We start from the raw sequence: 26,095 nt of genomic DNA, 5'->3' as shown, positions 1-26,095 counted from the left end.
GCAACCCGACCATTATCATGCCAAGACCATTCAACGTGGCCATGATGCCTCTCTCGCTCATACAGGTCTCTCTCCCTTTCCAGTCAAAAACAGGCAGTCATTCTGGGACCGGATGAGCAGGCTAGCCCTATACAATACGATATCGCAATGGTTCAGCGTAATGCCTCTGGTCCAACGCGACCCGGGAGGTAAACCATGGTTTTGTGCATGACATAATGTGAGAAGCTGGACGAAGGGCGTGCGTTCACGTTCTCATGCGGTAAAACGGGCCATCCCGGCATCATCGGCAAAGAGATTTCATGTCCTCACTCAGCCTCTTCGCGATTCTTCTTACACTCTGCACGGCCTGCGGCATTCTCAATTACAAGCTGCTGCGCCTGCCCATGACGATCGGCATCCTGCTGATTGCCCTGATCGTATCGCTCGTGGTCAAGGGGCTCGACATGGCCCTTCCCAGTGTGGATCTGCACACTCTGCCCCTGACGCTTCTGGCCTCGGCCGACCTGCCCGGCAATTTGCTGGACGGTGCCTTGTCCTTCCTGCTTTTCGCCGGTGCCCTGCAGGTCGATACACGCCATCTGATAGAGCGGAAATTCTCGGTATTCTTCCTCGCCATCGTGGGAACGATACTGGCGGTGTTCATGCTGGGTGGGGCCATGTACTGGGTCATGGCGCAGGTGGGACTGCCCGTGCCATTCCTGTGGTGCGTGGTGCTGGGGGCCATTCTCGCGCCAACCGACCCGGTTTCGGTGGTGGGCATGTTGCGTCGGCTGGGTCTGCCGGGACCCATTCAGGCCATTTTTGCCGGAGAAAGCCTGTTCAATGACGGGGTGAGCATCGTGATTTTCGGCCTTGCCATGACACTGGTCACGGGCGAGGGCCATCATCTGACGCTGATGGATGCCGCCGAAGCTTTCGGAATCGAGGCTGTAGGGGGTGCGGGGCTTGGTTTTGTGGCCGGTCTGATTGCCCTTCTCTGCTTTCGTGCTGCACGCGACAGCCACTTGCAGCTTCTGGTGTCGCTCAGCCTGGCGGCAGGCACATTCAGCCTTGCCCATGCGCTTGGCATGTCAGGCCCGATCGCCGTGGTCGTGGCAGGTCTCTGTCTGGGGAGCGAACGCGCCAAGAGCAGCATGGACGACCATGCGCGTGAGGAACTCAACAGCTTCTGGACACTCGTTGACGAGATCCTGAACGCGCTCCTCTTCCTGATGATCGGCTTTGAGGTGCTGGCCGCCATTCCCAGCCAGCGTGCGCTCGTAGCCCTCCTTCTGGGTATCCCGCTTTCAATTGCAGCGAGGGCGCTCAGCGTGTTTCTCGCCATCCTGCCGATCCATCTTTATGGCGAAGATCGCGGGCGCATGCTGGCCGTGCTGACCTGGGGCGGATTGCGCGGTGGCATTTCACTGTCGCTCGCGCTCACCCTGCCTGCGGGACCGATGAAGGAGGTTCTTGCCCCGATCTGCTACGGCATCGTGGTCTTTACCATTCTGGTGCAGGGATTGAGCATGGAGCGTGTCGCTCTTCATTTCTATCCAAAGAAGGGCTGAGGGCTACTCAGCCTTTGCCAGAGGCAGATTGGGTACGCCCCTGAAACCGGGGCGCGGCACCCATAGCCGCGCACCGCGCCATGAACGGTCTGATATGATCTGAAAGGCTTCCCCCCTGCTTTGACTCGCGCCATCGCGCACCATGACTGCGCCATCGCGCCAGACCGTGAAGCGATCGACATAGACGCCACTTTTGCACACCGATGGCAGGGGAGCAGCGCTGACCACGAGCGCGTTGCCCGTACACTCGGGAGGTGGGTCTGCTGAACGGAGGCGGGAGAACAGGATGGCGATTTTCTGGCCTCCCCGCTCGATATGGCACCGCTGAGCATCGCAACTCGGCAGCTGTGCCGATGATATGACAGACCGGGGCCAGGCCTGCACCCAGGCAGAGAGCGTATGGGCTGAAAGACTGCCATGCGGCCCCGCAACCCAGGCGCTCCCCTGTCGGAAAGCGATGAGACCGGCATCGGGTGAGACAAGCAGCAAAGGCGCTGACAGACAAAGCGGTGCCACAACCCCTGTCAGCATGAGAGGCAGCCCCATGAAACGGGCCTTGCCACGCCAGAGGCACAGGATTGCCAGCCCGGCCATATACAGGACCAAGGTCCAGCAAGGCATATGGGGCACAGCGATATGGGCCATTGGCCATGCTGCAACATGGGCGGCCAACGATGAAACCAGTCCGATCCCCTGCCCCATGACCCAGAGAGGTGCGCCAGCGGCCCCCAATGGCATGAGCAGCAACGCGCACAGCCCTGCGGGCATAATGCAGAACGCCGCTATGGGTACAGCGACGAGATTGGCCATGATGAACCAGGGCTGAAAACTGCCAAAGCCCGCCATGACCAGTGGCAGGGTTGCCCCGCCCGCCAGCGCACTGGTGAGAGAAAGCAACATGAGATGATGGCCGATGCCGCCATGATGCCCCTGTTCGGCTCGCCGGACAAACCACGGCCGCATGGCCTCATAGCCCGCAATCAGGGCCATGGCGGCCGCAAACGACATCTGGAATGACAGATCGAGCACCAGCACCGGAGACGTCATGAGCAGGACCAGTGCCACCAGAGCCAGCGAGCGCATGGAGAGCACACGACGCCCGCTCAGAAGGGCAAGGGTTGCCAGACCCGCCATGCCCAGACTGCGCAAGGCTGGCAAATGGAACCCGGTGAGCGCCACATAGATCACACCCCCTGCCAGTGCCGCGAAGGCAGCGATTTCCCGACAGGGCAGACGCAGACCGAGCCACGGCCAGAGGACAAGCCCCATCCGTACAGCCGCAAAGAGGGCGCCCATGACCAGACCCAGATGCAGCCCCGCGACGGCAAGGATATGGGCCAGCCCCGATGCCGCATAGGCCTGTCTGGTCTGTTGGCTTATCCCCTCGCCATGCCCGGCCAGCAGGGTGGCGGCAATGGCGGCGCGCTGCCCTTCGAGATGGTGCATGATTTCTGCCGTGATCGAGGCGCGCCAGCGCCCCAGCCTGTAGCCCTGCGGTGCAGCGAGGATTTCTGGCACGCCCAGAACCCGACCGGATCCGGCGAGGGCATCGAACCACGCCTCTCTTTGCCGATCGCGTGCACCGGGGAAATCAGGCCAGTCAGGCGGACGCAATACAGCCCGCAGGCGCAGCACCATGCCCGGAACATAGGTCTGACCATCGTGAGTAAAGAGCAGCAAATCACGCTGTAGCGGGGCCATGCCGATATCGACCCCGCTCTCGAACACAGCGTCCCTGACGCGCAAGCGCTGAAGGATCTGGCCGGGCTCCGTGGTCGTAGCGACATCGATCACCCTGCCATGCAACACGACCGCCAGTGAGGGAAGCGCAGGCATGGGGGGCTGCCGCCCTGCCTGCGCCCGCGCCAGCAGAAACCCCGCGCCCGCCATCACCATGACAAAGCCAAGGCTTCTGGCATTGATACGGGACCACCCTGACAGCACTATGCCCAGCCCCGCGAGGACGCAGGCACTGGCGCACCAGAAACCGGGCTCGTAACGGGGCAGGAAATAGATCAGGCATCCTGCGGCCCATGCTACGGCAAGCCAGGCTACAAGCCCGCGCCCCTGCGAGAGCAGAATGCTCTCAAGAGACCCGGCAAGGCGGGAGAGCGTCACATCCCCCTGCCTCGGCAGGGCCACATCCCTCCGCCCCGACAGGGCAAGGCGCACCTGTCAAAGGAGCCCTGTCCAGCGCCTTCAGGGGGCGGAGGGCACATGGTCACGATAGTGATCCCAATGACGGACCAGCTCCGCCACGACCGGCGCCCCGACGCGCTCATTATTGTCGAAAGCGACATTCTGACCGGGTCCCTCATCGCCCATCGACTGGGTCAGGGAAACATGTGGGGGCGGCATGGAAGGGTTGGAGCCCGAACGCAGCACCATCACCCGGTCAGGATCGACATAGCCCCATTTTGCCAGCAGGCGCATCTGCTTCTGGTTGGTCTGGCTTTCCTCATTGGTCATGACGAAAACGCCCTGGTTTTTCGTCCAGAGTTTCACCCAGTCCTGCGCCCAGTCATTGCGTGCCTCGCCATGCCAGTAGCGCAAGGCCCCCAAGGTCTCGCCCATCAGGATCATCGGGGGCTTGCTGGCAGGAAGGCTCGCAGGCCAGGCTGCGCGTCGGCGGGCAATTTCCGGGTCGTCGGCCAATTTGACATCCTTGCTCAGACCATAGGCCCACCGCGCCAGACCCTGATTGAGCGCATAGGCCTTAGTCAACTGCGCGACATCCGTCACCGAGCCATAGTGATTGGGATCTTTCGGCAGGGTGTTCGGGCGGTCTGCCCCGATGGCGTAAAGCCCATAGGGCCAGTCCTTGGGAATGGTGCGGTCATCGAGTTCACGCAGGGCATCGCCATCCACCACCCAGCGCGCCCAGGCCACGCTTCCAACCGAGGCCACATTGGGGTTCACGCCGGAAATACCGGTGAAAATCCAGTAGGTCCTTTTCAGGTCAAATGCCGGGTCGAGTGCCAGAGCCATGAGTTCAGACGGGCCGGAACGCAGCACGATGCCGTACACCCCGTCGTTATTGCGTCGCAGGATGGGCTCCTTCACGCCACGCACTGGCACTGTCTCGCTCAGATGCTCGCGCTCGACCCAGTCCTGATATTCGCCCGGCGCATCGCCTGTATCTGCACCGTTTTCCCAGCCTGCCACAATAATGACGCGCGGTGCGACGGGTGCAGCATGGGCGTATGCCACCCCCAGATCGAGAACGCAGGCGAGAGATGCGAGGCAGGCGGGAAGCAATCGTTTTTTCATATCGGGATCGTTACATCGAATACAGGTTTCTGCAAATACTGTTCGCAGGATACTGCTTTGATCTGGAGTCTGACCCGGCAGACATCTGACCGCGATGTCCCTCGCAAGGCAACCGGCAATCCGCAGCCTCTACGGGGCTTGCCCCGCTGCCTGGAAGGGGCGTGCTCCCCCTGTGCCAGATTTTCACCAGACAGGTTTCCATAAGGGTGACTATCCTTTGTCGGGGCATGGGGCAGCACGCTCATGAGGCATGACTTGCCTCTCATGATACCCGGACAACAAATCGCCATCCGGTAGTGTGGCGCACGCAATCATGCTATGGGAGCGCCATGACCGTTCGCACACGCTTTGCCCCTTCTCCCACCGGCTTGCTGCATATCGGCAATGCCCGTGCGGCCCTCTTCAATTTCCTTTTTGCCCGCCATCATGGTGGGCAATTCCTGCTCAGAATCGAGGACACGGACCGCGAGCGCTCGACGCAGCGCGCTGTGGATGTGATTTTCGAAGGGCTGGCCTGGATGGGCATCACGGCGGATGAGGAGCCTGTATTCCAGTCCACGCGTCAGGGCCGCCATACGGAAGTGGCACAGGAACTGCTTGAGAAGGGTCTGGCCTATCGCTGCTACTGCACGGCAGACGAGCTGAAGCAGATGCGCGAGGACGCCATCGCGAATGGCCAGCCGCCGCGCTATAATGGCATGTGGCGTGACCGTGATCCCTCTGAAGCTCCCGAGGGAGCGCCTTTCGCCGTGCGCCTCAAGGCACCGCGCGAGGGTGAGACGGTTATCAACGATCTGGTCCAGGGTGAGGTCCGCGTCGCCAATGCCGAAATGGATGATCTGATCATTCTTCGCTCGGATGGCACACCCACCTATCTGCATGCCGTGGTGTGTGATGACCATGATATGGCAATCACCCATGTGATCCGTGGCGATGATCATCTGACCAACACGTTTCGTCAGGCAATGATCTATCGCGCCATGGGCTGGGATCTGCCGCATTTCGCCCATCTGCCGCTCATTCACGGGCCGGACGGCGCGAAGCTCTCCAAGCGTCATGGCGCACAATCGGTGGTTGAATTCCGCGATGAGGGCTTTCTGCCGGAGGCGCTGTGCAATTACCTGCTGCGTCTGGGCTGGGGTCATGGCGATGCCGAGATCCTCAACCGTGAGGAGCAGATCCGTCTGTTCGATCTGGATGGCGTTGGCCGCTCGCCGTCACGCATGGATTACGTCAAGCTGACGCATCTGAACGGTGTCTATATGCGTGAGGCCGATGATGCACGTCTGACCGACGATGTGATCGAACGCCTGAAGGAACGCGAGGACGTGACGGTGGATGATGCGCTGCACGCCCGCGTGCTGACGCTGATGCCCGGCCTCAAGGAGCGCGCCAAGCTTCTGACAGACCTCGCCGACAGCGCCGCGTTTCTGGGTCGCTCCCTGCCCTTTACCTATGACGCCAAGGCACAGAAGCAGCTTTCGGAAGAAGGCAAGGATGTGCTGCGCGGTGTGGCGCAGGCCCTCGCTCTGGTGGAGCCATTCGAGGCGTCGGCCATCGATGGCGCACTTCGCGAATTCGCCGAGGCGAAAGCCATCAAGCTGGGTCAGGTTGCCCAGCCCCTGCGTGCGGCCATGACCGGCAGCACGGTATCACCCGGTATCGACCTGACCCTGCAAGCCCTTGGCCGGGACGAGGTTCTGGCCCGTATAGGAGCCGCGATCGCGCATGGCTGACACGCTCACCCGACGGCATCATCTGCTCGGCCTTGAGGGCATGAGCGCCGAGGAGATCACCCCCTATCTCGATCTCGCGGCCAATTATGCCCTGCTGAGCCGTTCACGCACCGCCCCGCGTGATGCGCTGCGCGGCCGGACGGTGATCAACATGTTCTTCGAGGACAGCACGCGTACGCGCACCAGCTTCGAGCTGGCGGGCAAGCGTCTGGGGGCGGATGTCATCAACATGACGGTCGCCACCTCCTCGGTGAACAAGGGTGAGACGCTGCTCGACACGGCAGCCACGCTTAACGCCATGCGCTGCGACCTGCTGGTGGTCCGTCACGCGGCCTCGGGTGCGCCAGCCCTGCTGGCCCAGAAGGTCGAGGCCAGTGTGGTCAATGCCGGTGACGGCATGCATGAGCACCCGACACAGGCCCTGCTCGATGCCCTGACCATCAAGCGTCATCTTGGTACGCTCAGCGGTCTGACCGTCGCGATCTGCGGCGATGTGGGTCATAGCCGTGTGGCGCGCTCGAACATTCATCTGCTGACCGCCATGGGCAGCAAGGTGCGTCTGGTGGGACCGCCTACCCTCGTTCCTGCTGCGATGGCTTCGCTGGGTTCGGTCTCGATCCATCATGATATGGAAAGCGGCCTGCGTGATGCCGATGTGGTCATGACGCTGCGCCTGCAACGCGAGCGCATGGGCGCCGGGCTGGTGCCGAGCGCTCGTGAGTTCTTCCGTTTCTATGGTGTCGACAGCCGCCGTCTCGCCCTGGCGAAGCCCGGCGCGCTAGTCATGCATCCGGGTCCGATGAATCGCGGTGTCGAAATTGCCTCGGACGTGGCGGACTCAGCGCAGAGCGTCATTCAGGAACAGGTCGAGATGGGCGTCGCCGTGCGTATGGCCGTGCTCGACCGACTCTCACGTATGCGGACAGCGTCATGACCGATCTCATTTTCGAAAATGTCCGGCTGATCGATCCGGTAACGGGTCAGGAGTCGCTTTCGCGCCTGCGTGTTTCGGATGGTCGCATCGCGGGGCGTGACAAGGCTGGTGCCGAGGGTACACCGGAAGGTGTCCAGAGCATCGATGGTCAGGGCGCGGTTCTCTGCCCCGGCCTGGTCGATATGCGTGTTGCCATTGGCGAGCCGGGTTTTGAATATCGCGAAACCATCGCCTCCTGCGCCCGTGCCGCGGTTGCCGGTGGCGTGACAACACTGGCGGCCCTGCCCAACTCCAAACCTGCCATCGACGAGCCCGCTCTGGTGCGCCTGCTGCGTGGCCGTGGCGAGGAAACGGGCCTCGTCACCATCCTGCCCTATGGCGCTCTCACCAAGGGCTGCAAGGGTGAGGAAATGGCCGAGCTTGGCATGTTGCGCGAAGCCGGGGCCGTTGCCTTTACCGATGGCATTCATGCCATTGCCGACACCAAGCGCATGCGCCAGCTTCTGGCCTATGCCAAGGGGATTGGCGCTCTGGTGGTGCAGCACCCGGAAGACCCGTCTCTGGCAAAAGGGGGCGCTGCCACGGCAGGAGCGCTCGCAACCCGCATGGGCCTGCCCCAGATACCTGCCGCTGCTGAGGCCATTCTGATTGCCCGCGATATCCGTCTTGCGGAAATGACTGGCGCCCCCTTGCATTTCGGCCATGTCTCAACCGGCGAAGGGCTCGATCTGATCCGTCAGGCCAAGGCCCGCGGTCTGGCCATTACCTGTGACACGGCACCCCCCTATTTTGCGCTGAATGAAGAGGCGATTGGCGAATTTCGTACCTACGCCAAGCTTTCGCCTCCGTTGCGCGCAGAAAAGGACCGTCTGGCGGTCTGTGCGGCGCTCGCGGATGGGACAATCGACGCCATTGCCTCGGACCATGCGCCGTGGGACGCCGATGACAAGCGTCTGCCTTTCGCTCAGGCCTGCGCCGGTGGGACAGGCCTGACCACGCTGCTTGGTGTCGGTCTGTCTCTGGTGCATGACGGCGTGCTTACCCTGACGCAACTCATAGCGCTGCTCACCCGCCGCCCTGCCCGGTTGCTGGGCAGCGATGCCGGAACGCTGGAGATCGGCGCCAGCGCCGATCTGTGCCTGTTCGACCCTGCGGCTGAATGGGTAGTTGAAGCAGGCGAGCAGCCCGGACGCGCGCAGAACACACCTTTCGACGGCAAGCGCCTCAAGGGGCGCGTTCTGGGAACGTGGAAGAACGGACAGCGCGTTTTCGATGGTGCCGCATCATGATCCATCATCTGCTCACGCCCCCTTTCCTGCTTTGTGCCGGTATCGCCTATCTGCTGGGCAGTATCCCTTTTGGGTTGCTGATCAGCCATGTCGGCGGGGCGGGTGACATTCGCAAGATCGGCTCGGGCAATATCGGCGCCACGAACGTCCTGCGCACGGGCCGGAAAGGCCTGGCTGCGGCAACCTTGCTGCTCGACGGGCTGAAGGGCGCTCTGGCCGTGCTGGTTGTGCACCTTCTTCTCGATGGCGGCATCCAGACAGGGATGGCTGTGGCCGCAGTCTGTGTCGTGATCGGCCATTGCTTTCCGGTCTGGCTCGGCTTTCGCGGGGGCAAGGGTGTTGCGACCGGGCTGGGGGCGCTGTTTGCCCTGTGCTGGCCCGTGGGCATTGCCTGCTGTCTGGTCTGGCTGGCGGTTGCCAAACTCTCCCATATCTCGTCGGCAGGGGCGCTGGCCGCTTTTGCCGTGGCACCGTTCATCATGGCGCCGCTGAGCGAACAGCCCGTGCACAGCCCGCTTTCCATTGCGACACTCATCCTGACACTCATCATTCTCCTGCGTCACACGAGCAATATCCGGCGTCTGCTCACGGGACGGGAATCGCGCATCAATATCGACCCGCCGCCCCAGACCAAGCAGGAAATCTGACCCATCATGTCGGCCGTATCTCAGGGAAATGAACGGCTCGACATTATACGCCTGGCCCGCACGGACGGCATCGGCCCCGTCAATTTCCGACGCTTGATGACCGAACACGGGACAGCCGGCGCCGCCATCGAGGCATTGCCCGAGCGCGTGCGCAAGGCGGGACGGCGCGCTACCATTGCCATCCCGACGAGAGACAGTGTCGAAGCCGAGCAGGAGGCTCTGACACGACTCGGTGGGCGCATGCTGCTCCTTGGCGACCCGGACTACCCCGCCCTTCTCTCGCGCATTACCGATGCGCCCCCCGTTCTGAGCCTATGGGGCCAAGCTGAAAAGCTGTCACAGAAGGCCATCGGGGTTGTCGGCGCACGCAATGCCTCAGCCGGAGGGTTGCGCATTGCTGAGAGCCTGAGCGGCGCTCTTGCCCATGAGGGCTGTGTGATCGTGTCGGGCCTGGCCCGCGGGATCGATACTGTCGCGCATCGTGCCGCCCTGCATCAGGGCATGACCGTTGGTGCCGCGGCGGGCGGCCTTGACTGTTTCTATCCCCCCGAAAACGAGGGGCTCTATCGTGCCATTGCCGAACGGGGCTGCGTTGTAACCGAGGCCCCTCTCGGCACGATTCCCCAGGCCAGTCACTTCCCGCGACGCAACCGTCTGATTGCCGGCCTTTCTTTAGGTGTCATCCTGATCGAGGCCGCGATGCGCTCTGGCACGCTCATCACCGCGCGCCTTGCCCTCGATTACGGACGGGACGTGTTTGCCGTTCCGGGCTCACCACTCGACCCGCGCTCACGCGGTGGCAACGATCTGTTGCGACAGGGCGCGATTCTAACCGAGACGGCGCAGGATGTCCTGAACCAGATCGAGAGCGGCGCCGGCACCCGTATCGAACCCCTATGGACAGGCCTGCCGGGCTTTTCAGAGCCCGAAAGCGCAGGGTTTTCACCACCTCCGGACCCTGAGAGCGTCAAAAAAAGACTATGTGAGCTTCTCTCTCCGACGCCTGTGGCAGTTGACGATATCGTAGCGCACTGCCAGTTCTCGGTTTCCACGGTGCTGTCCGCCCTGTCAGAACTCGAACTTGGCGGCACAGCGACCTTCCTTCCCGGGGGGCAGGTTGTCCTGACAGCCTGACCCAACGGTTACGAACAGGCCGGAGCGGTTCTGGAGTAGAGATGACTGATGTCGTAGTGGTCGAAAGCCCGGCGAAGGCAAAGACCATCAACAAATATCTGGGCGATAATTTTATCGTTCTGGCATCCTTCGGCCATGTCCGCGATCTGCCGCCCAAAGACGGCAGTGTGCGGCCTGACGAGAATTTCGCCATGGACTGGCAGACCGATGAGCGTGGGGCGAAGCAGATCGCCACTATCGCGAAAGCGGTCAAGAACGCCGATACGCTCTATCTCGCCACTGACCCGGATCGCGAAGGCGAGGCCATTTCCTGGCATGTGCGTGCCGCACTGGAAGAGAAAAACCTGCTGCGCGGCAAGAACGTGCAGCGCGTCACCTTCAATGAAATCACCAAATCAGCCGTGCAGACGGCTATGGCCAATCCGCGTGCGCTCGATCAGCCTTTGATCGATGCCTATATGGCCCGCCGTGCGCTCGATTATCTGGTCGGGTTTACCCTCTCGCCCGTGTTGTGGCGCAAACTGCCCGGCAGTCGCAGCGCCGGTCGCGTGCAGTCCGTCGCGCTGCGTCTGATCTGCGAGCGTGAGGCCGAGATCGAGGTTTTCAAAAGCCGCGAATACTGGTCGGTCACGGGGTCTTTCGCGACACCGCGCAACGCTGCCTTTTCAGCGAGACTGACGCATCTTGATGGCCGCAAGCTCGATCAGTTCGATCTGGACAATGCCGAGAAAGCCCATGCGGCGCGTGACCTCGTGGCCTCTACAGGCTTCAAAGTCCGCTCCGTCGAGCGCAAGAAGGCCAGACGCAACCCGCCTGCGCCGTTCACCACCTCGACGCTGCAGCAGGAAGCCTCGCGCAAGATCGGCATGAGCGCGCAATCGACGATGCGCGCTGCCCAGCAGCTCTATGAAGGTGTCGATCTGGGCGGCGAGACGGTCGGTCTGATCACCTATATGCGTACCGATGGTGTGACGATGGCGGCCGAGGCCGTTCACGCCATCCGCGACATGATCGGGAGCAGTTACGGCGCGCCCTATCTGCCGGAAAAGCCGCGCGTCTATACCAGCAAGGCCAAGAATGCGCAGGAAGCGCATGAGGCTATTCGCCCCACCGATGTCACGCGCACGCCTGAATCGATGGCCCGGCATCTCTCGGGTGAGCAGATGCGTCTGTACGAGCTGATCTGGAAACGCGCCGTCGCGTCACAGATGCAGTCGGCGGAGCTCGATCAGGTTGTGGTCGATCTGTCCGATGCCGCGCAGCGCACCATTCTGCGCGCCAATGGCTCGATCATCGCATTTGACGGTTATCTCAAGCTCTATAGCGAGGGGCGTGACGATACCAAATCGGATGAGGATGAAGGCCGTGTCCTGCCTGCCATGAGCGAGGGCGATGCGCTCTCGACCCGTGGTGTCGAGGCTGACCAGCATTTCACCCAGCCACCGCCGCGCTTCTCGGAAGCCAGTCTGGTCAAGCGTATGGAGGAGATCGGCATTGGCCGTCCCTCGACCTATGCCTCGATCCTGACCGTTCTGCGCGACCGCAATTATGTGCGTCTGGATGCGCGGCGCTTCATTCCCGAGGATCGCGGCCGTCTGGTCACGGCATTCCTGACCTCTTTCTTTGAACGCTATGTAGATACCGACTTCACGGCGACGCTCGAAGAACAGCTTGATGACATTTCCGATGGTCGCGCCGACTGGCACGACATCATGGCTGCGTTCTGGCGCGATTTTTCCGCCGCCGTAGCACAGACCAAGGACCTCAAGATCTCGGATGTCATCGATGCGCTCGATGAGGATCTGGGCTCGCATTTCTTCCCCGCGCGTGAAGATGGCGGTGACCCAAGGCAGTGCACGGCCTGTGGCACGGGGCGCCTGGGGTTGCGTCTTGGCAAATTCGGGGCCTTTATCGGCTGCTCGAACTATCCGACCTGTCAGTTCACCCGTCGCCTCGTGGCCGAGGATGGCGGCGAGGGCGAGACGCTCAAGGAAGGAATGAAAAGCCTCGGTCAGGACCCGGAAACGGGCGAGGAAGTCACCGTACGCCGCGGGCCTTATGGTCTTTATATCCAGCGCGGCGAGGCCGACCCCGAGAACAAGAAGATCAAGCCCAAGCGCACCACCATTCCCAAGGGGCTGGAGGGCGACAAGCTGACGCTGGACAAGGCGATCGGTCTTCTCTCCCTGCCGCGCAAGCTGGGCCCTCACCCTGAAACCGGAGAGATGATTGAAGCCGGGCTGGGGCGTTTTGGCCCTTATGTGAAAATGGGATCCATTTTCGGTACGCTCGATGCCGATGATGACGTGCTGACGGTTGGGCTCAATCGCGCCATCGACTCGCTGGCTAAAAAACTGGCGTCGATTCGCAATCTTGGCGCTCACCCCAAGGATGGCGAGGCCGTGATGGTCCGCAAGGGACGATTTGGCCCTTACGTGCAGCATGGGCAGGTCGTGGCCAATCTGGCCAAGGGTCAGATGATGGATGACGTGACCCTTGATGAGGCTCTGGCGCTTCTGGTCGAAAAGGGGAAACCCCTGAAGGCCAAGGGCAAGACCACGCGCAAGACCACGACAAAGGCTGCGTCGAGCGACGCCGCGCCCGAAAAGACCACGCCGCGCAAGAAAGCCGCCCCGAAAGCTGCGGCCAAGAAACCGGCAGCCAAAAAGGCGTCGCCAGCCAAGAAAAACTCCCCTGAAAAAGAGGGGGTAAAGAAACCAGCCCGGAAATCACGCGCTTCAGGGACAACAGATGGTGATGACGCCGCGTAATTTGCGTTTTTGATGCCACAGACCGTGGCAAAAACATCGCTCCCCCTGTTAGGCTCCCTTTCGCGGTCCGGGCTGGACCGTTAAAGCAGCACTCGATGGGGGAAGCCATCGCCCTGATGGTCAAGGTCACCGGCTCTGAACAATGTTCCTTTCCTGACTGGCGCGCCTTCACGAGGGCTCATGGGCGCAATGGGGCTGACCGTTGCCTTTGCCACGCTGGCCGGATCATATCCGGCTGAGGCAGCCCACTCCCGTTCACGAGGAATACCACAGACAGAACTGGCGCAAGCGACCCCCCTCACACAGGGCACACAAGGGGCTGCACAGAGCAATTCCGACAAAAATCCGGCACTCGATGCCGGACTTTTGTCTTCTGTGCTGTCAAGCGCCTTTCGTTTTCTGTCACCACGAACCCTGGACGCTCATTCAAGCCGAACCTACAGCCTCTGGGGTCTCGACGGTCTGACGGCTATTGATCCCTCGATAACCATTGATGAGCCATCACAGGGGCCCAAGGAATCTGCCCGTATTCGGCTGAGCCTGAGCCAGAAGACCATCGCGGAATTTCGTGAGCCGGGTGAGAATGAGACAAGCGAGTGGGTGCGCGTCCTTGTCTCGATCATGAGTTCAGCCTGGCGTGCCTCCCCGGCGTTGAGAGAGGCCGGACGCGATGCGCTGCTTCAGAGCTTCTTCGACGAGTTGTTCAATCACCTCGATCCATATTCGCGCTATGTCGCCCCTGCACCTGCCGGTAACGACAGGGCCAATCGCGCAGGAGACGTGGCGGGCGTAGGTATCTCGCTCGTACGGGACGGTTCCGGACTGGTCATCGGGGCGATCAATGCGAATGGTCCTGCGTGGGCCGCGGGCGCCAATATCGGGCAACGACTTCTCGCTGTTGACGGAAAATCCACACGCAACCAGGATACGGCAAGTGTGGAGAGCTGGCTGAGTGGCGCCGCCGGCAGCAAGGTCAAGCTACTTCTGGCCGATCCGGGGCGCCATGGGGCGATCATGCGTCTCGAACGCCAGATTGTGCCGCCCCAGACAGTGTTCGCCAGCACGCATGAACATATTGCCGTCATGCGCATCGCCTCTTTTTCCTCAGACACGGCCGAGGAGCTGAGTCAGAACATTGACCAGGCCCTGCAGGACAAGAAACTGACAGGCCTGATCATTGATTTGCGAGGAGATCGCGGCGGCGTGCTCCAGCAGGCGGTCACCGCAACAGCGCTGGTCCTTGATCAGGGCATTGCCGTCGTCACGAAAGGCCGGGACCCGAAATCAAACCATGTATGGGCGGTGCAGGGCGGCGACATGACGCATGGCCTGCCGATCGCGGTGCTGGTTGACGGGCGAACAGCCAGTGCTGCGGAGATCATGGCTGCGGCCCTTTCCGACCATCGACGTGCCGTGGTGATCGGCAGCGCAACACTTGGCAAGGGACTGGTCCAGGCAATTGGCCAGATGCCTGATGGCGGTGAACTGTTCGTGACATGGAGCCGTGTGCTCGCACCTCTGGGATGGCCGTTGCAGGGACTGGGCGTCACGCCTCAGATCTGTACATCACGCGGCGCTCTCTCTCTCGAACAGCAGTTGGACGCACTTGGTCAGGGTAAATTGCTGGATATCGAGACTGTACGGGCCAGTCGTGAAATCCGCTTGCCGGTCAGCGTGTCGCGAATCTTGGATATCCGGCGTCACTGCCCCGCAGCTCTTGGCACGGATACGGACCTCGATACGGCCGCCCTGCTCCTGCATCGCCCCGGAAGTTATCGCGCTGCCCTGGCTGCCATGCCGGATGATATGGACGACGCTTCACCATGACTGAAGCTCGCCTCAAGACCGGTCTATGGGCGCGAGGTCTGATGCGCCTGGCGCAGAGCCAGGGCCATGATGCAATGATGCTCAAGCGGGGCGATGAAGACGCAGGCGCCCTGCTGATCGTGCTGATGGACCGAAAAAACCGACTTGTCGTGTTGCGCGTAGCAGCCTTGGGACAAGGCTGGGAACGTCATCCCATGAGTGATCCAGAGACTCTCGATGCCTATCTTGAGCGTCAGAAACGTTACGATCCTGACCTGTGGGTTCTCGAATTTACCCTGGATGATGTGGACCAGCCTATCGAACGCATTCTGCCAGATCGTGTAGCCTGACCCGGTGCCTGACAGACAAGATGAACCTGAGCATGAGCAGAGCGGGTGTTGCAGCCATCCCACACTCGAAGCAGGAAGAAAGAACCGGTTCACATGGTGAACGCACCGGGAGAGCAAACATGCGTTGCACAGGGATGACAGTTCAGCGAAAAGACGGCATTCAGATCGCTGCGGACGGCCAGGAAACCGGCCTTCTTTCAGTCTGCCGCGTGAAAAGGATGGAGAAGACGATATGACGCTGGAACACCGAACGCGCGGTAAAGCCGTTTGCCGCCCGTTTTCCGATGTCCGGCGGGCGGTCGGATCCTTCTCCCGCCTCATGCGCCGCCATGGACTTGGCCTGACGGCTCTGGCAGGTTTCGGCCTGATTGTGACACCCGCCCACGCGCAGGTGGTCAAGGGACTCTACGTTGCCGGGTCCGGGGGCGCGAGCTTCAATCAGGACCAGACCGTGCGTCTGTCGCCAGTACTGCCAAGCGGTCGCGACCATTATGATGCCGGCGTGACGGGTCTCGGCTCGGTGGGCTGGGGTCTTGGCAATGGCTTCCGCGTCGAGGTGGAAGGAAATTACCGCAACAACCGCCTCCAGCAGTTCAAGTCGAGCTACTTTCCCTCTGCTGCGGGCGGTCGCCAGCAGGGTTATGGCGTCATGGCCAATGCCCTGTTTGACATGGATATTGGCGCGAACTGGGTCTATCCCTATTTTGGTGCCGGTATCGGTTATGGCTGGCAGGCCATGAATGCTTCTGTGCGCGCGCCGAACAACTATCTCAGCCAGAAGATTGGCGGAACGACGAGCAATTTTGCCTATCAGGGCATCTTCGGCCTGTCTTTCCCCGTTCCCTTCGCCGTGGGTCTGTCTTTCACCACCGAATATCGTTTCTACTCACTTCTGGGGCCGAACGGCCACCATGCGACGGGTTATGGCAGCATTGGCGGCTATGATGCCCCGCGTCCGGCCGGCGCAATGGATGGCAATCGCGTGACCCGCAATGATTTCAACCACTCACTGCTGCTGGGTCTGCGCTACGAGTTCAATCCTGCCCCGCCGCCGCCGCGCAGCGTTCCTGTCATGACAGCGCCTGCCCCAGCACCGGCACGCAGCTATCTGGTCTTTTTCGACTGGGATCGTGCGGAGCTGACTGACAGGGCGCGTTCTATTGTCGGTACGGCCGCGCAGAACTCGACCCATACGCAACTCACCCGCATCGAGGTGAATGGCTATACGGATAACAGCGCAGCTCATCCCGGCACCCGTGGCGCCGCCTACAACCTCAAGCTGTCACAGCGTCGTGCCGATGCCGTGCGTGCGGAACTCATCCGTGATGGCGTTGCTGGTGGACTGATTGCGGTCAAGGGCTATGGCGAGAGCAACCCGCTGGTCCAGACCGGCCCTAACACACGTGAGCCGCAGAACCGTCGCGTGGAAATCATCCTGCACTGATGAGGCTTGCCTGCACCGCTTGAGGGGCCTCAAGCTTCCTGCGGCGAAAGTATTATGGAAAAGCCCTGAACCGTATTGCGGTGTCAGGGCTTTTTTCATGACAGACTGTCAGACCAGCCCATTGAAGAGCGACGTTGAAAGATAACGCTCGGCAAAGGACGGGACGATCGTGACGATGGTCTTGCCACTATTTTCCTCACGCTGAGCCAGAGCGAGCGCTGCGTGCAGCGAGGCTCCGGAGGATATACCGATAGGAATGCCCTCAATACGGGCGCAGCGCCGGGCCGCGGCCATGGCGTCGCGCTCGGACACGGCCAGCACGCCATCCAGCAACGATGAATCGAGTGTGTTCGGACAGAATCCCGGACCGATACCCTGGATACCATGCGGACCTGGGTCATCTCCGTTGAGTACAGCGCTCTCGGCAGGCTCAACCCCCCAGAACTGCATATCCGGCTTTCTGGGCCGAAGGGTACGGGCGATGCCAGTCAGCGTCCCTCCTGTGCCGACACCAGCCACAACCAGGTCAACCTTGCCCTGTGTATCTTCCCAGATTTCCTCAGCCGTGGTCAGGGCATGGATTTCGGGATTGGCGGGATTATCGAACTGGCTGGGCATCCAGGCATCGGGAAGCGATGCCACCAGTTCCGCGGCGCGAAGGATGGCCCCGGCCATACCGCGGGCTGCAGGGGTGAGTTCGAGCTGGGCATCCATCATGCGCAGCATCTTGCGTCGCTCGATCGAGGCGCTTTCGGGCATGGTCACGATCAGCCTGTAACCCAAAGCTGCCGAGGCGAAGGCCAGTGAGATGCCGGTATTGCCAGATGTCGGCTCGACAAGGACGGTGCGGCCCGGCGTGATATCGCCTCGGGCCTCGGCCTGCCGGATAAGGGCAACACCAATACGATCCTTTACCGACCCAAGAGGATTGAAAAACTCCAGTTTGAGCAAAAGGCGTGCATGAAGCTTGTCGGCCGTTGTCAGACGGGGGACAGCCACGAGCGGCGTACCGCCGACCGTCTCCAGAATCGACTCATAGACACGACCCCGTGGTGCGGCGTAGCGCGATGCGAGACCATGCGCCTCGCTCCTCTCGTGTCGAATGGTCATGATTGGGTCCTTTGTATCAGATGGCAGGAGGGTGTTTCCTGCAATGTCGGCTTTCCTGCGATGCAGCTCTGTGATTTACAGGCAATAACTGCTACATTACGCACAATTTGTCATCGAGGAAAAAACAGCATGTATCTTCGCAGGGACAGGGCAATGATCGCCGTGATCATCATGGTTGATGTGGCCTTTCATGCCGGGCGTTCGAGCCTTGTCAGCGGGGGAGATATCGCGGAACGTGCAGGACTGGCCCGCAGGGGAATCGAACCTCTGCTCCAGGCACTTTCACGATCAGGATTGCTGGAAAGCGTACGCGGACCCCGTGGCGGCTATCGCCTTGGTCGGCCACAGCGCGATATCGGGCTGGATGAGATCGTGCGCGTGGTCGTATCGGATGATGCCGGGACCGAGGAGACTGCTCAGGGAGCGCTCTTCCGCAGCGTTATCGAACCCTGCTGGCAGGTGCTGGACGAGAAGATTCGTACTGAAATGGCTACTCTGACACTTGAGGAAATGGTGCGCCGGGCGGAAGCCGCAGGCCTCAGACGCCCCGTTCACGAACCGATTTCGTTCTCGATCTGAACGACGTTATCCCGGCTGGAAATGAGCAAATCCTGTCGAGGCAAAAAACACGGGAGAGGCTCCCAAGAACTCCGGCAGACCTGATGCTGCCACGGGATATAGCCTGGACTGGACGAGCCCCCCCCTGCGGCACAGCACCCGACAACGCCGACTGGCCTCGAATCAGGGGGGCACCTTATGAAAAAAGAGGGCCCCCTGACCGGAATGTATTACTTCTTGCTGGTCTTGCGATGCGTGACGCTGCGCTTGGCGACCGGCTTTTTGGCAGCAGGTGCCAGAACCGGTGCAGGTGGGGCAGCTACCGTAACACCCGTCGCATCCACAAGTGCATTGACTGTCAGCTTCGTGCGCGGCTCGGTGCCCCCAGGGATCAGGATCGCCGTAAAGCTGTCCTTGCCGGCATAGGCCGTGCTGGGTGTGTAGGTGACATAGGTATGATCATCGAAATTATAGATGAATGCCTTGCCATGCTCTGGCGCAGGGGCCACGCCGAAGGAGCGGTAATTGGTATTGCCCGGCTTTTGCACCGAGAGCGCACAAAGCCCATCATCGCTGCGCACCGTCATGTCGACGCTCATGCTGCCATCAGCAGCCGTCTTGACCGGCGTCGTCTTACAGACAGCGGAGACCTTCTGGTAGCCGAAGGGGTTGGGCGGCACGACACGCTGCACGACAGGTTTTTGTGCACAGGCCGCCAGGGTCAGGGCCGAAACGAGAGTAATTGCAGAACCACGCAGTCGCACCATCAACTCCACTGATCACATGACATCGAAAATCGATACTGCTTTTTTGCACCAGCAGGCCCGACACAAGATGTTCAGACGCGCGCCATGCTCGCCTGAAAACAAATTCATCCATGGCCCTAGCGCAAGCCGCGCCCCACAGGAAGGGGGGAGCGCAGACTGAAACAAAAGAAAAGGGTACGCAGGTTTTTTTTTACAGAATCAGTCTAAACGCTTGCCTGCGGGCATTTTCTCGCCGCAATTGCTGCGACATAATCGACTAAAGTTCCATGTTCTCATGCACCCCGTGATCCGGTGCACCGCCCGCCTGCCCAGCCCGGAGCATTTCCGGTTTTCCAGTTTATTCCCTTGTGGAGTCCCTTGATGTCGTTTTCAGCCCGGCAACGTCTCCTGCGCCCGTTTGCGCGTCTCACCGCCTGCGCCTTTGTCGCTGGCAGCTTTTTCGCCTCCGGTGCCGCTTACGCCGCCGGGTGCAGCGAATCACCCGCCCATGAAGCCTTCAATGTGCAGGGTCTCAAGAGCGAGTTGATGGTCACGGCGCTCTCGTGCAGCGCGCAGGACCGTTACAACGCGTTTGTAGCGAAGTTCCGCCCCAAGCTGGCTGCCGAGGAAGAACGCCTCAACACCTATTTCAAGTCAGCCTATGGCCGTAACGCCATGAAGGCGCATGACGACTACATCACGCAGCTTGCCAATGTGCAGTCGGAAGGCGGCCTCAAGGCAGGTACGATCTTCTGTCAGCAACGTGTTGCGATGTTCGATGAGGTCGATGCCCTCGATGATGGTGCCGATCTTGCGCATTACGCCGATGCGAAGGACGTGGTTCAGCCAGCCTCGTTCGAAACCTGCTCGGCCCCCGAAGCTGTCTCCCATAGCCGCAGCACGACCACACGGCGCACCCATCGCAAGACACGCGCCTAAAATCTGATCCTCTTCCTGCACGGGGCGCTTGACGACGCCCCGGCGAGGCCGTCAAGAACGCAATATGAACGACGACCTCTTCAAGAGCGATGAAAAGCCCGTGCGTCGGCCTAGAAAGGCCGCGCAGGCCCCCGTGCCGGATAATTATGGCGCTGACCAGATTGAAGTCCTTGAAGGGCTCGAACCGGTCAGACGGCGCCCGGGCATGTATATCGGCGGGACCGACGATACAGCCTATCATCATCTCGCGTCTGAAATTCTCGACAATGCGATGGATGAGGCCGTGGCAGGCCATGCCAGCGTCATCGACCTCGCCCTCGAGGGCCCCCGTTTGTTGATGGTGCGCGACAATGGTCGTGGCATCCCGGTCGATCCCCATCCCAAATTTCGCGACCGCTCAGCCCTGGAGGTGATTTTCACCACGCTCCATGCTGGCGGCAAGTTTTCGGGCAAGGCCTATGACACGTCAGGCGGTCTGCACGGCGTTGGCTCATCGGTGGTCAATGCCCTCTCGGACCGGCTCGAAGTCGAGGTTGCTCGCGAAAAGCTGCTATGGCGTCAGGATTACGCCCGCGGCAAGCCGGTGACGCCCCTGCAGCAGGTTGGCAATGCGCCCAACCGCCGGGGGACCACCATACGCTTCTCGCCCGATCCCGAGATTTTCGGTGGGCTCAGCTTCTCCCCGCTGCGGCTCTATCGCCTTTGCTGCTCCAAGGCGGCGCTATTCCGCGGCGTCACGATCCGGTGGAGTGTCGATCCCTCGCTGCTAAAGGCAGGGGACGAGATACCGGCCGAGGCGATCATTCACTTTCCCAATGGCCTGGCAGACAGCCTGAATGCAGAGCTGGGTGCCAGCCCCGCCCTGCTGGCACCGGTCTGGGCGGGCGAGGCAGAGTTGCCCCAGGCCGCTGATGGTCGGACCGGGGGCAAGCTGGAATGGGCCGTGGCATTTCTGGAGCAGGGAGCGTCGAGCATGACCTCCTATTGCAATACCATTCCAACCCCTCAGGGCGGTACGCATGAGGCTGGTTTCAGATCGGCCCTCGTCAAGGGGCTGCGCGCCTGGGGTGAGAGCCGCAACATGAAGCGTGCGGCGGCAGTAACGGCGGAAGATGCGCTCGGTGCGCTGGCGGTCAAGCTCTCGGTCTTTATTCGCGACCCGCATTTTCAGGGCCAGACCAAGGAAAAGCTGACAACGCAGGAGGCCAGCCGCCTCGTTGAGGGCGCCTTGCGCGACCGGCTCGATCACTGGCTGGGCGGCAACCCGGCTCAGGCGGATAACCTTCTGGCTTTCATCATCGAGCGCGCCGAGGAGCGTCTGCGCCGACGCGAAACCAAGGACACGCCGCGCAAGAGCGCCACGCGTCGCCTGCGCCTGCCCGGCAAGCTGACAGACTGCACGCGCGAAAACGCCGCCGACACCGAAATCTTTCTAGTCGAGGGCGACTCGGCTGGTGGTTCAGCCCGTCAGGCCCGCGATCGTGAAACGCAGGCGGTGCTGCCGCTGCGTGGCAAGATTCTCAATGTAGCCTCGGCTACGGCGGACAAGCTCAAGGCCAATCAGGAACTACGCGATCTGGTCGAGGCGCTTGGCTGTGGATCGGGCTCCAGCTTCGATGTCGCCCGACTGCGCTATGGACGCGTGATCATCATGACCGATGCTGACGTGGATGGGGCACATATCGCGTCTCTGCTCATGACCTTCTTCTACCGCGAAATGCCCGATCTGGTGCGCAAGGGCCATCTCTACCTCGCCCAGCCGCCGCTCTATCGCCTGACGCATGGGGCCAAGACCATCTATGCGATGGATGATGATGACCGCGTGCGCCGCCTCAAGCGCGACTTCAAACAAGGCGCGAAGGTCGAGATCTCGCGATTCAAGGGGCTTGGCGAAATGCCCGTGAAGGATCTGAAGCAGACAACCATGGACCCGGCAAAGCGCACGCTGCTGCGGGTTGTCACCCCGCCTGAGGACAGGGCACTCACGAGCGATCGCGTGGAAAGCCTCATGGGACGCAAGCCTGAGCTGCGCTTTCGCTTCATTCAGGAGCACGCCCGCACGGCGGAATTGCTCGACGTCTGATGGCTGCTTTCGATCACCCCACTTCAACCCGTCTCGACAAACTCGGTGGCCTTGCCCTTCTGATTGGTGGAATTTCCTCCTTTCAGGTTGGCGCGGCGCTCGCCAAGAGTCTGTTTCCGCTCTTCGGTGCGGAAGGTATGGTGGGGCTACGCGTCTGTCTGGCCGCCGTCATTCTGCTCACCGTCATGCGACCCGGCCCGTCCGTGCTCAAGCCGGGCATGTGGAAGCTGCTGCTGCCTTATGGCGCCTCGATGGCTGTCATGAATTTCGCGTTCTATATTGCTCTGGTGCGACTGCCGCTTGGTCTCGTCGTTGCCTTCGAGTTCATGGGACCGCTTTCGCTTGCGCTTATCGGCTCACGTCGCCTGCTCGATCTGCTGTGGGCGGGTATGGTTCTGGGTGGCCTCTATCTGCTGCTGCGCCCCGACCATGTGGAAGGCCATCTGGACCCGATTGGCGTGATCGCAGCGCTCACCAGCGCCGTTGGCTGGGTCGTCTATATCCTGACAGGAACACGTATCGGACGTGTCATGCCTGCGGCACAGGCCACGACACTGGGAATGACCACAGCGGGCATCCTGCTGCTGCCCTGGCTGATACCGGCCATCTCTCCTGCCATCACGCATCCGCATCAGGGGATGCAGGCCGTGGGTGTGGCGGTTCTCTCCTCCGCTGTGCCATATATTCTCGACATGATGGCCATGCGGCGCCTTGGGCCGCGCGATCTGGGTATTCTCCTCAGCCTGGAGCCCGTACTGGGTTCCATTTCCGGCCTCCTGCTGCTGGGTGAGTCACTCTCCGTGGCGCGATGGATGGGGGTGCTGTGCATTGCGGGGGCTTCGGCAGGCAATGTTCTGACCTCGCGCAAGCCCCCTCCGGATGGTGAAACCGTTCCCCCCACCTGAAGAAACACGAACAGCCGGGTGATAATGGCGTCGTGTTAACGGCCTTGTCATGCAACAAGCCGGTCGAGACATCGTTCTGATCCTCGAAATCCCGATTTGCGGGATATGTATTGAGGAGATTACTGATGCGTCGACTGATGAGTGCGGGCGCTGCCATTGTTGCACTGTCTGCCGGGTTTGCTGTTACGCCGGCTTCTGCCGCCGCCCCCGGTGATGATAGCTCTGCTCGCAGCGTTGCCATGATGAAGGCAGACCAGGTGAACGCCACCCGTGACTTTGGCCGTCTGTCCAAGGACGGGCAGAAGGCATTTGCCAATATCCTTCTGGCGCAGCAGGCCTTGACAAACAACCAGAACGGGCAGGCACAAAGCCTGATCAACGATGCCGAGGCCCGCCTGGAAAAGGCCGCCAAGGATAGCAAGGCCTTCATCAAGGCCGAAGATGCCATGCAACCTGTCCCGAGCCACGGCATGCCCAAGCGCGTTGCCGCCAACGGCGTGCCCCTGCACTGGCTGCCCGTGGGCGGCGAATATGCCGTGACCGATACGCTGGCTCCGGCGCAGCAGACCGCTCTTGCCAGTGCGAACCAGCATCTCAAGGCGGGGGACACCAAGCTGGTCAATCAGGATCTTCAGGTTGTCGGCACGAGCGTACAGTATGTTGTGGCTCTGGCACCGCTGGAAATGATCTCGGGCGACGTGCACCGCGCTTCGGTATTCATGGATGGCGGTGATACGAAATCGGCTGCCGATGCGCTGCAGAACGCAGTCGACTCAATCCTGTTCGTTTCCGGTGATGTCGTAGCAGTCACGCATCCGTCTGCCGCCAAGCGTCACAAGATGGCTCATAGCCCCTCCTGATCCCCTGCCCCTCCCCTCTGGCCCTGTGCACCCCGCAACGGCAGGGCGTGCAGGGTTGGGTTTGGGGAGAACAGGAGTCGGTTTAGCGTATCCGGCCGAATAGCTTTTCCAGCTCGTCCCGTCCAAGGCGTAACCATGTTGGCCGACCATGCGAGCACGTGCTGGCGCGCGGCGTCTGCTCCATCTGTCGCAGAAGCGCCGCCATCTCGTCCTGCTGTAGCCGTCTTCCGGCACGGATACTGCCGTGGCACGCCATGCGGGCAATCACAGCATCGATACGACGCTCCAGGGCTGCGCTGTCACCCGGCGTCAGGTCGGGGTCTGCCGCCAGTTCTTCGGAAAGATCGCGCAGCAGGGCGCTCCCGTCACCGCCCTGAAGCAGTACGGGCATGGTGCGCAGCAGCACGCTGCCTCCCCCGAAGGATTCGATCTCCAGTCCCAGCGCCTCGAGCGCCCCTTTCCACTCCATAAGTCGGCCCGCCTGACCGGGCGGCAGGTCGATGACCTCGGGAAGCAGGAGGCGCTGCGCCTTGAGCGACCCACTCGTGTACTGAGCCAGCAATTTCTCATGAGTCAGACGTTCATGGGCGGCGTGCTGATCGACAAGGATCAGATCACCATCCTGACCAACAGCGAGGATATAGGTATCAAAAACCTGTGCGACCGGCGCGCCGAGCGGAAAGCGCGCCATTTGAGCGGCATCTGGTTGAACCAGCGGGCGGGATGACGGCTCGAATGCAGCCAGCGACGCGACAGGTGAGCGGTCATCGCGAGGACTGTCCGGCTCTTGAAAGCCACCATACGGGCTGACAGACTCCGTTGCCGTGGGAGCGCCATTCCCGGTGAGCGCGGCATGGCTTGCCAGAAAACCTGGAGTCAGGCGCACTGGGTCGGGCGGTGGATAGTGGATGGCCTGACGCGACGGGGCGGCAAAACGTATCCTCACGCCGCCCTCACCCGCACCGTGCCCCAGAGCGCGTTGCATGGCACCGATCATCAGACCGCGCACATCGGCCTCATCGGCAAAACGCAGTTCGGTCTTGGACGGGTGCACGTTCACATCGACGCGGTCATGAGGCAGTTGCAGGTGGAGCGCCAGAACAGGATGACGTCCCGGTTCGATGACAGGACGATAGGCGACACGTATGGCCGTCTTCATCAGCGGATCAGCAACGGGGCGGTTATTCACGACCAGAAACTGGGCGGCTGCCGTGGCCCGCGTGGCCGCAGGCCCACAGATGAAACCGCTCAGATGCAGGCCATTGCGCTCCTCATCCAGTGCGATCAGGGAGTCGCTTTCACCCAGAACCGCCTGAACGCGGGCGATGGTCGAATGGGCGGGGAAGTCGAAAACCAGACGCTCATCCAGAGTGAAACGCATGGCACAATGCGGGGCAGACAGTGCCAGTCGGCGCATCACGGACTCGGCATGGCTGCCCTCCACGCGGGCAGATTTGAGGAACTTGCGTCGTGCGGGCGTGGCAAAGAACAGATCGGCCACCACCACGCGAGTTCCCGGCGCACCGGGTGCGGGAGATGGGGGGGTCAGGACGCCTCCCTCAAGGCGCAATTGCCACGCGGTATCGGCATCATGCGGCCGTGAGGTCAGGCTCAGTCTGGCTGTGGCACCTATGGAGGGCAAGGCCTCACCACGAAAGCCCAGCGTGACGATACGGGTCAGTGTCTCATCGGATAATTTGGAGGTGCAGTGTCGCTCGACAGCCATGAGCATGTCATCGGGCGACATGCCACAACCGTTATCGAGAACCTCGATGCGGTCGCATCCGCCGCTGGCCAGAGCCACCTCGATACGGGTTGCGCCGGCATCGAGCGCATTCTCGACCAGCTCCTTCAGGGCAGCAGCCGGGCGCTCCACCACCTCGCCTGCCGCGATCAGATCGATCACATGGCTGGAAAGGCGGCGTAATTTGGGCTGAAGCTGGGGGCGCTCAGACGGCGTCAT

At 61.5% G+C, this 26,095-nt stretch carries 20 protein-coding genes; 15 read left to right on the top strand and 5 right to left on the bottom strand.

The features are described from left to right. Positions 1 to 299: 299 nt before the first annotated feature. Complete coding sequence (locus ED655_RS14260; protein WP_122050738.1) at positions 300 to 1,550, top strand: cation:proton antiporter; 1,251 nt, start codon at positions 300 to 302, stop codon at positions 1,548 to 1,550. Between the two features lie 3 nt (positions 1,551 to 1,553). On the opposite strand, the gene ED655_RS14255 is transcribed toward ED655_RS14260, so the two are convergent. Together ED655_RS14255 and ED655_RS14250 are read right to left on the bottom strand one after the other, a co-directional pair. Further along, positions 1,554 to 3,692, bottom strand: a complete 2,139-nt coding sequence (locus tag ED655_RS14255) for a ComEC/Rec2 family competence protein (protein WP_240993686.1) — start codon at positions 3,690 to 3,692, stop codon at positions 1,554 to 1,556. 57 nt (positions 3,693 to 3,749) lie between these two features. After that, the gene (locus tag ED655_RS14250; protein ID WP_122050737.1) at positions 3,750 to 4,820 is read right to left on the bottom strand and encodes a purine-nucleoside phosphorylase; all 1,071 of its coding nucleotides are present in this window, start codon (positions 4,818 to 4,820) and stop codon (positions 3,750 to 3,752) included. A gap of 329 nt (positions 4,821 to 5,149) precedes the next feature. On the opposite strand from ED655_RS14250, the gene gltX reads away from it, so the two are divergent. The 9 genes from gltX (at position 5,150) to ED655_RS14200 (ending at position 16,931) form a co-directional block, all read left to right on the top strand. Beyond that, a complete protein-coding gene (gene gltX / locus ED655_RS14245) occupies positions 5,150 to 6,556 on the top strand; it encodes a glutamate--tRNA ligase (protein WP_122050749.1) in 1,407 nt (468 codons plus the stop codon). Beyond that, a complete protein-coding gene (locus ED655_RS14240; protein ID WP_122050736.1) occupies positions 6,549 to 7,490 on the top strand; it encodes an aspartate carbamoyltransferase catalytic subunit in 942 nt (313 codons plus the stop codon). Before gltX ends, ED655_RS14240 begins: the two co-directional genes overlap by 8 nt. Then, entirely contained in the window at positions 7,487 to 8,779 is a 1,293-nt protein-coding gene (locus ED655_RS14235; RefSeq protein WP_122050735.1) for a dihydroorotase, read from the top strand. Before ED655_RS14240 ends, ED655_RS14235 begins: the two co-directional genes overlap by 4 nt. After that, complete coding sequence (plsY, locus tag ED655_RS14230; protein ID WP_122050734.1) at positions 8,776 to 9,426, top strand: glycerol-3-phosphate 1-O-acyltransferase PlsY; 651 nt, start codon at positions 8,776 to 8,778, stop codon at positions 9,424 to 9,426. Before ED655_RS14235 ends, plsY begins: the two co-directional genes overlap by 4 nt. A gap of 6 nt (positions 9,427 to 9,432) precedes the next feature. Further along, the gene (gene dprA, locus ED655_RS14225) at positions 9,433 to 10,560 is read left to right on the top strand and encodes a DNA-processing protein DprA (protein WP_122050733.1); all 1,128 of its coding nucleotides are present in this window, start codon (positions 9,433 to 9,435) and stop codon (positions 10,558 to 10,560) included. Between the two features lie 41 nt (positions 10,561 to 10,601). Continuing rightward, a complete protein-coding gene (gene topA, locus ED655_RS14220) occupies positions 10,602 to 13,331 on the top strand; it encodes a type I DNA topoisomerase (protein WP_122050732.1) in 2,730 nt (909 codons plus the stop codon). A gap of 180 nt (positions 13,332 to 13,511) precedes the next feature. Next, positions 13,512 to 15,158, top strand: coding sequence for a S41 family peptidase (locus ED655_RS14215; protein WP_122050731.1), 1,647 nt, complete (start codon positions 13,512 to 13,514; stop codon positions 15,156 to 15,158). Further along, a complete protein-coding gene (locus tag ED655_RS14210) occupies positions 15,155 to 15,487 on the top strand; it encodes a DUF1491 family protein (protein ID WP_122050730.1) in 333 nt (110 codons plus the stop codon). The genes ED655_RS14215 and ED655_RS14210 overlap by 4 nt, the downstream gene beginning before the upstream one ends. 319 nt (positions 15,488 to 15,806) lie before the next feature. Next, entirely contained in the window at positions 15,807 to 16,931 is a 1,125-nt protein-coding gene (locus ED655_RS14200) for an OmpA family protein (protein WP_122050748.1), read from the top strand. A 108-nt stretch (positions 16,932 to 17,039) separates the two neighbouring features. On the opposite strand, the gene cysK is transcribed toward ED655_RS14200, so the two are convergent. Then, positions 17,040 to 18,041, bottom strand: a complete 1,002-nt coding sequence (gene cysK / locus ED655_RS14195; RefSeq protein WP_122050728.1) for a cysteine synthase A — start codon at positions 18,039 to 18,041, stop codon at positions 17,040 to 17,042. A gap of 129 nt (positions 18,042 to 18,170) precedes the next feature. Here cysK and ED655_RS14190 point away from each other — a divergent pair, with 129 nt between their 5' ends. Further along, complete coding sequence (locus ED655_RS14190) at positions 18,171 to 18,620, top strand: RrF2 family transcriptional regulator (RefSeq protein WP_122050727.1); 450 nt, start codon at positions 18,171 to 18,173, stop codon at positions 18,618 to 18,620. 209 nt (positions 18,621 to 18,829) lie between these two features. On the opposite strand, the gene ED655_RS14185 is transcribed toward ED655_RS14190, so the two are convergent. Then, on the bottom strand, positions 18,830 to 19,366 hold the full coding sequence (locus tag ED655_RS14185) for a hypothetical protein (RefSeq protein ID WP_122050726.1): 537 nt from the start codon (positions 19,364 to 19,366) through the stop codon (positions 18,830 to 18,832). Positions 19,367 to 19,726: 360 nt separating this feature from the next. Here ED655_RS14185 and ED655_RS14180 point away from each other — a divergent pair, with 360 nt between their 5' ends. From ED655_RS14180 to ED655_RS14165, 4 genes are all read left to right on the top strand, one after another. Continuing rightward, positions 19,727 to 20,284, top strand: a complete 558-nt coding sequence (locus ED655_RS14180) for a hypothetical protein (RefSeq protein ID WP_231944582.1) — start codon at positions 19,727 to 19,729, stop codon at positions 20,282 to 20,284. Between the two features lie 64 nt (positions 20,285 to 20,348). Then, complete coding sequence (gene parE / locus ED655_RS14175) at positions 20,349 to 22,367, top strand: DNA topoisomerase IV subunit B (protein ID WP_122050725.1); 2,019 nt, start codon at positions 20,349 to 20,351, stop codon at positions 22,365 to 22,367. Further along, positions 22,367 to 23,272 (top strand): EamA family transporter, encoded by a 906-nt coding sequence (locus ED655_RS14170; protein WP_122040394.1) that lies wholly within the window; start codon positions 22,367 to 22,369, stop codon positions 23,270 to 23,272. Before parE ends, ED655_RS14170 begins: the two co-directional genes overlap by 1 nt. A gap of 125 nt (positions 23,273 to 23,397) precedes the next feature. Then, a complete protein-coding gene (locus tag ED655_RS14165; protein WP_122050724.1) occupies positions 23,398 to 24,132 on the top strand; it encodes a YfdX family protein in 735 nt (244 codons plus the stop codon). 82 nt (positions 24,133 to 24,214) lie between these two features. On the opposite strand, the gene mutL is transcribed toward ED655_RS14165, so the two are convergent. Next, positions 24,215 to 26,095, bottom strand: a complete 1,881-nt coding sequence (gene mutL, locus ED655_RS14160) for a DNA mismatch repair endonuclease MutL (protein ID WP_122050723.1) — start codon at positions 26,093 to 26,095, stop codon at positions 24,215 to 24,217.

This window comes from Asaia bogorensis, assembly GCF_900465345.1.
Classification (GTDB): domain Bacteria; phylum Pseudomonadota; class Alphaproteobacteria; order Acetobacterales; family Acetobacteraceae; genus Asaia; species Asaia bogorensis_A.
This window is presented reverse-complemented; position numbering and strand designations above follow the sequence as displayed.

Coding starts and splice junctions, on each gene's coding strand:
- ED655_RS14185 (WP_122050726.1), bottom strand. CDS start 19,366: ATGGTGCGACTGCGTGGTTCTGCAATTACTCTCGTTTCGGCCCTGACC.
- plsY (WP_122050734.1), top strand. CDS start 8,776: ATGATCCATCATCTGCTCACGCCCCCTTTCCTGCTTTGTGCCGGTATC.
- mutL (WP_122050723.1), bottom strand. CDS start 26,095: ATGACGCCGTCTGAGCGCCCCCAGCTTCAGCCCAAATTACGCCGCCTT.
- ED655_RS14200 (WP_122050748.1), top strand. CDS start 15,807: ATGCGCCGCCATGGACTTGGCCTGACGGCTCTGGCAGGTTTCGGCCTG.
- dprA (WP_122050733.1), top strand. CDS start 9,433: ATGTCGGCCGTATCTCAGGGAAATGAACGGCTCGACATTATACGCCTG.
- parE (WP_122050725.1), top strand. CDS start 20,349: ATGAACGACGACCTCTTCAAGAGCGATGAAAAGCCCGTGCGTCGGCCT.
- ED655_RS14170 (WP_122040394.1), top strand. CDS start 22,367: ATGGCTGCTTTCGATCACCCCACTTCAACCCGTCTCGACAAACTCGGT.
- ED655_RS14260 (WP_122050738.1), top strand. CDS start 300: ATGTCCTCACTCAGCCTCTTCGCGATTCTTCTTACACTCTGCACGGCC.
- cysK (WP_122050728.1), bottom strand. CDS start 18,041: ATGACCATTCGACACGAGAGGAGCGAGGCGCATGGTCTCGCATCGCGC.
- ED655_RS14190 (WP_122050727.1), top strand. CDS start 18,171: ATGTATCTTCGCAGGGACAGGGCAATGATCGCCGTGATCATCATGGTT.
- ED655_RS14240 (WP_122050736.1), top strand. CDS start 6,549: ATGGCTGACACGCTCACCCGACGGCATCATCTGCTCGGCCTTGAGGGC.
- ED655_RS14215 (WP_122050731.1), top strand. CDS start 13,512: ATGGGCGCAATGGGGCTGACCGTTGCCTTTGCCACGCTGGCCGGATCA.
- ED655_RS14250 (WP_122050737.1), bottom strand. CDS start 4,820: ATGAAAAAACGATTGCTTCCCGCCTGCCTCGCATCTCTCGCCTGCGTT.
- topA (WP_122050732.1), top strand. CDS start 10,602: ATGACTGATGTCGTAGTGGTCGAAAGCCCGGCGAAGGCAAAGACCATC.
- ED655_RS14210 (WP_122050730.1), top strand. CDS start 15,155: ATGACTGAAGCTCGCCTCAAGACCGGTCTATGGGCGCGAGGTCTGATG.
- ED655_RS14235 (WP_122050735.1), top strand. CDS start 7,487: ATGACCGATCTCATTTTCGAAAATGTCCGGCTGATCGATCCGGTAACG.
- ED655_RS14180 (WP_231944582.1), top strand. CDS start 19,727: ATGTCGTTTTCAGCCCGGCAACGTCTCCTGCGCCCGTTTGCGCGTCTC.
- ED655_RS14165 (WP_122050724.1), top strand. CDS start 23,398: ATGCGTCGACTGATGAGTGCGGGCGCTGCCATTGTTGCACTGTCTGCC.
- gltX (WP_122050749.1), top strand. CDS start 5,150: ATGACCGTTCGCACACGCTTTGCCCCTTCTCCCACCGGCTTGCTGCAT.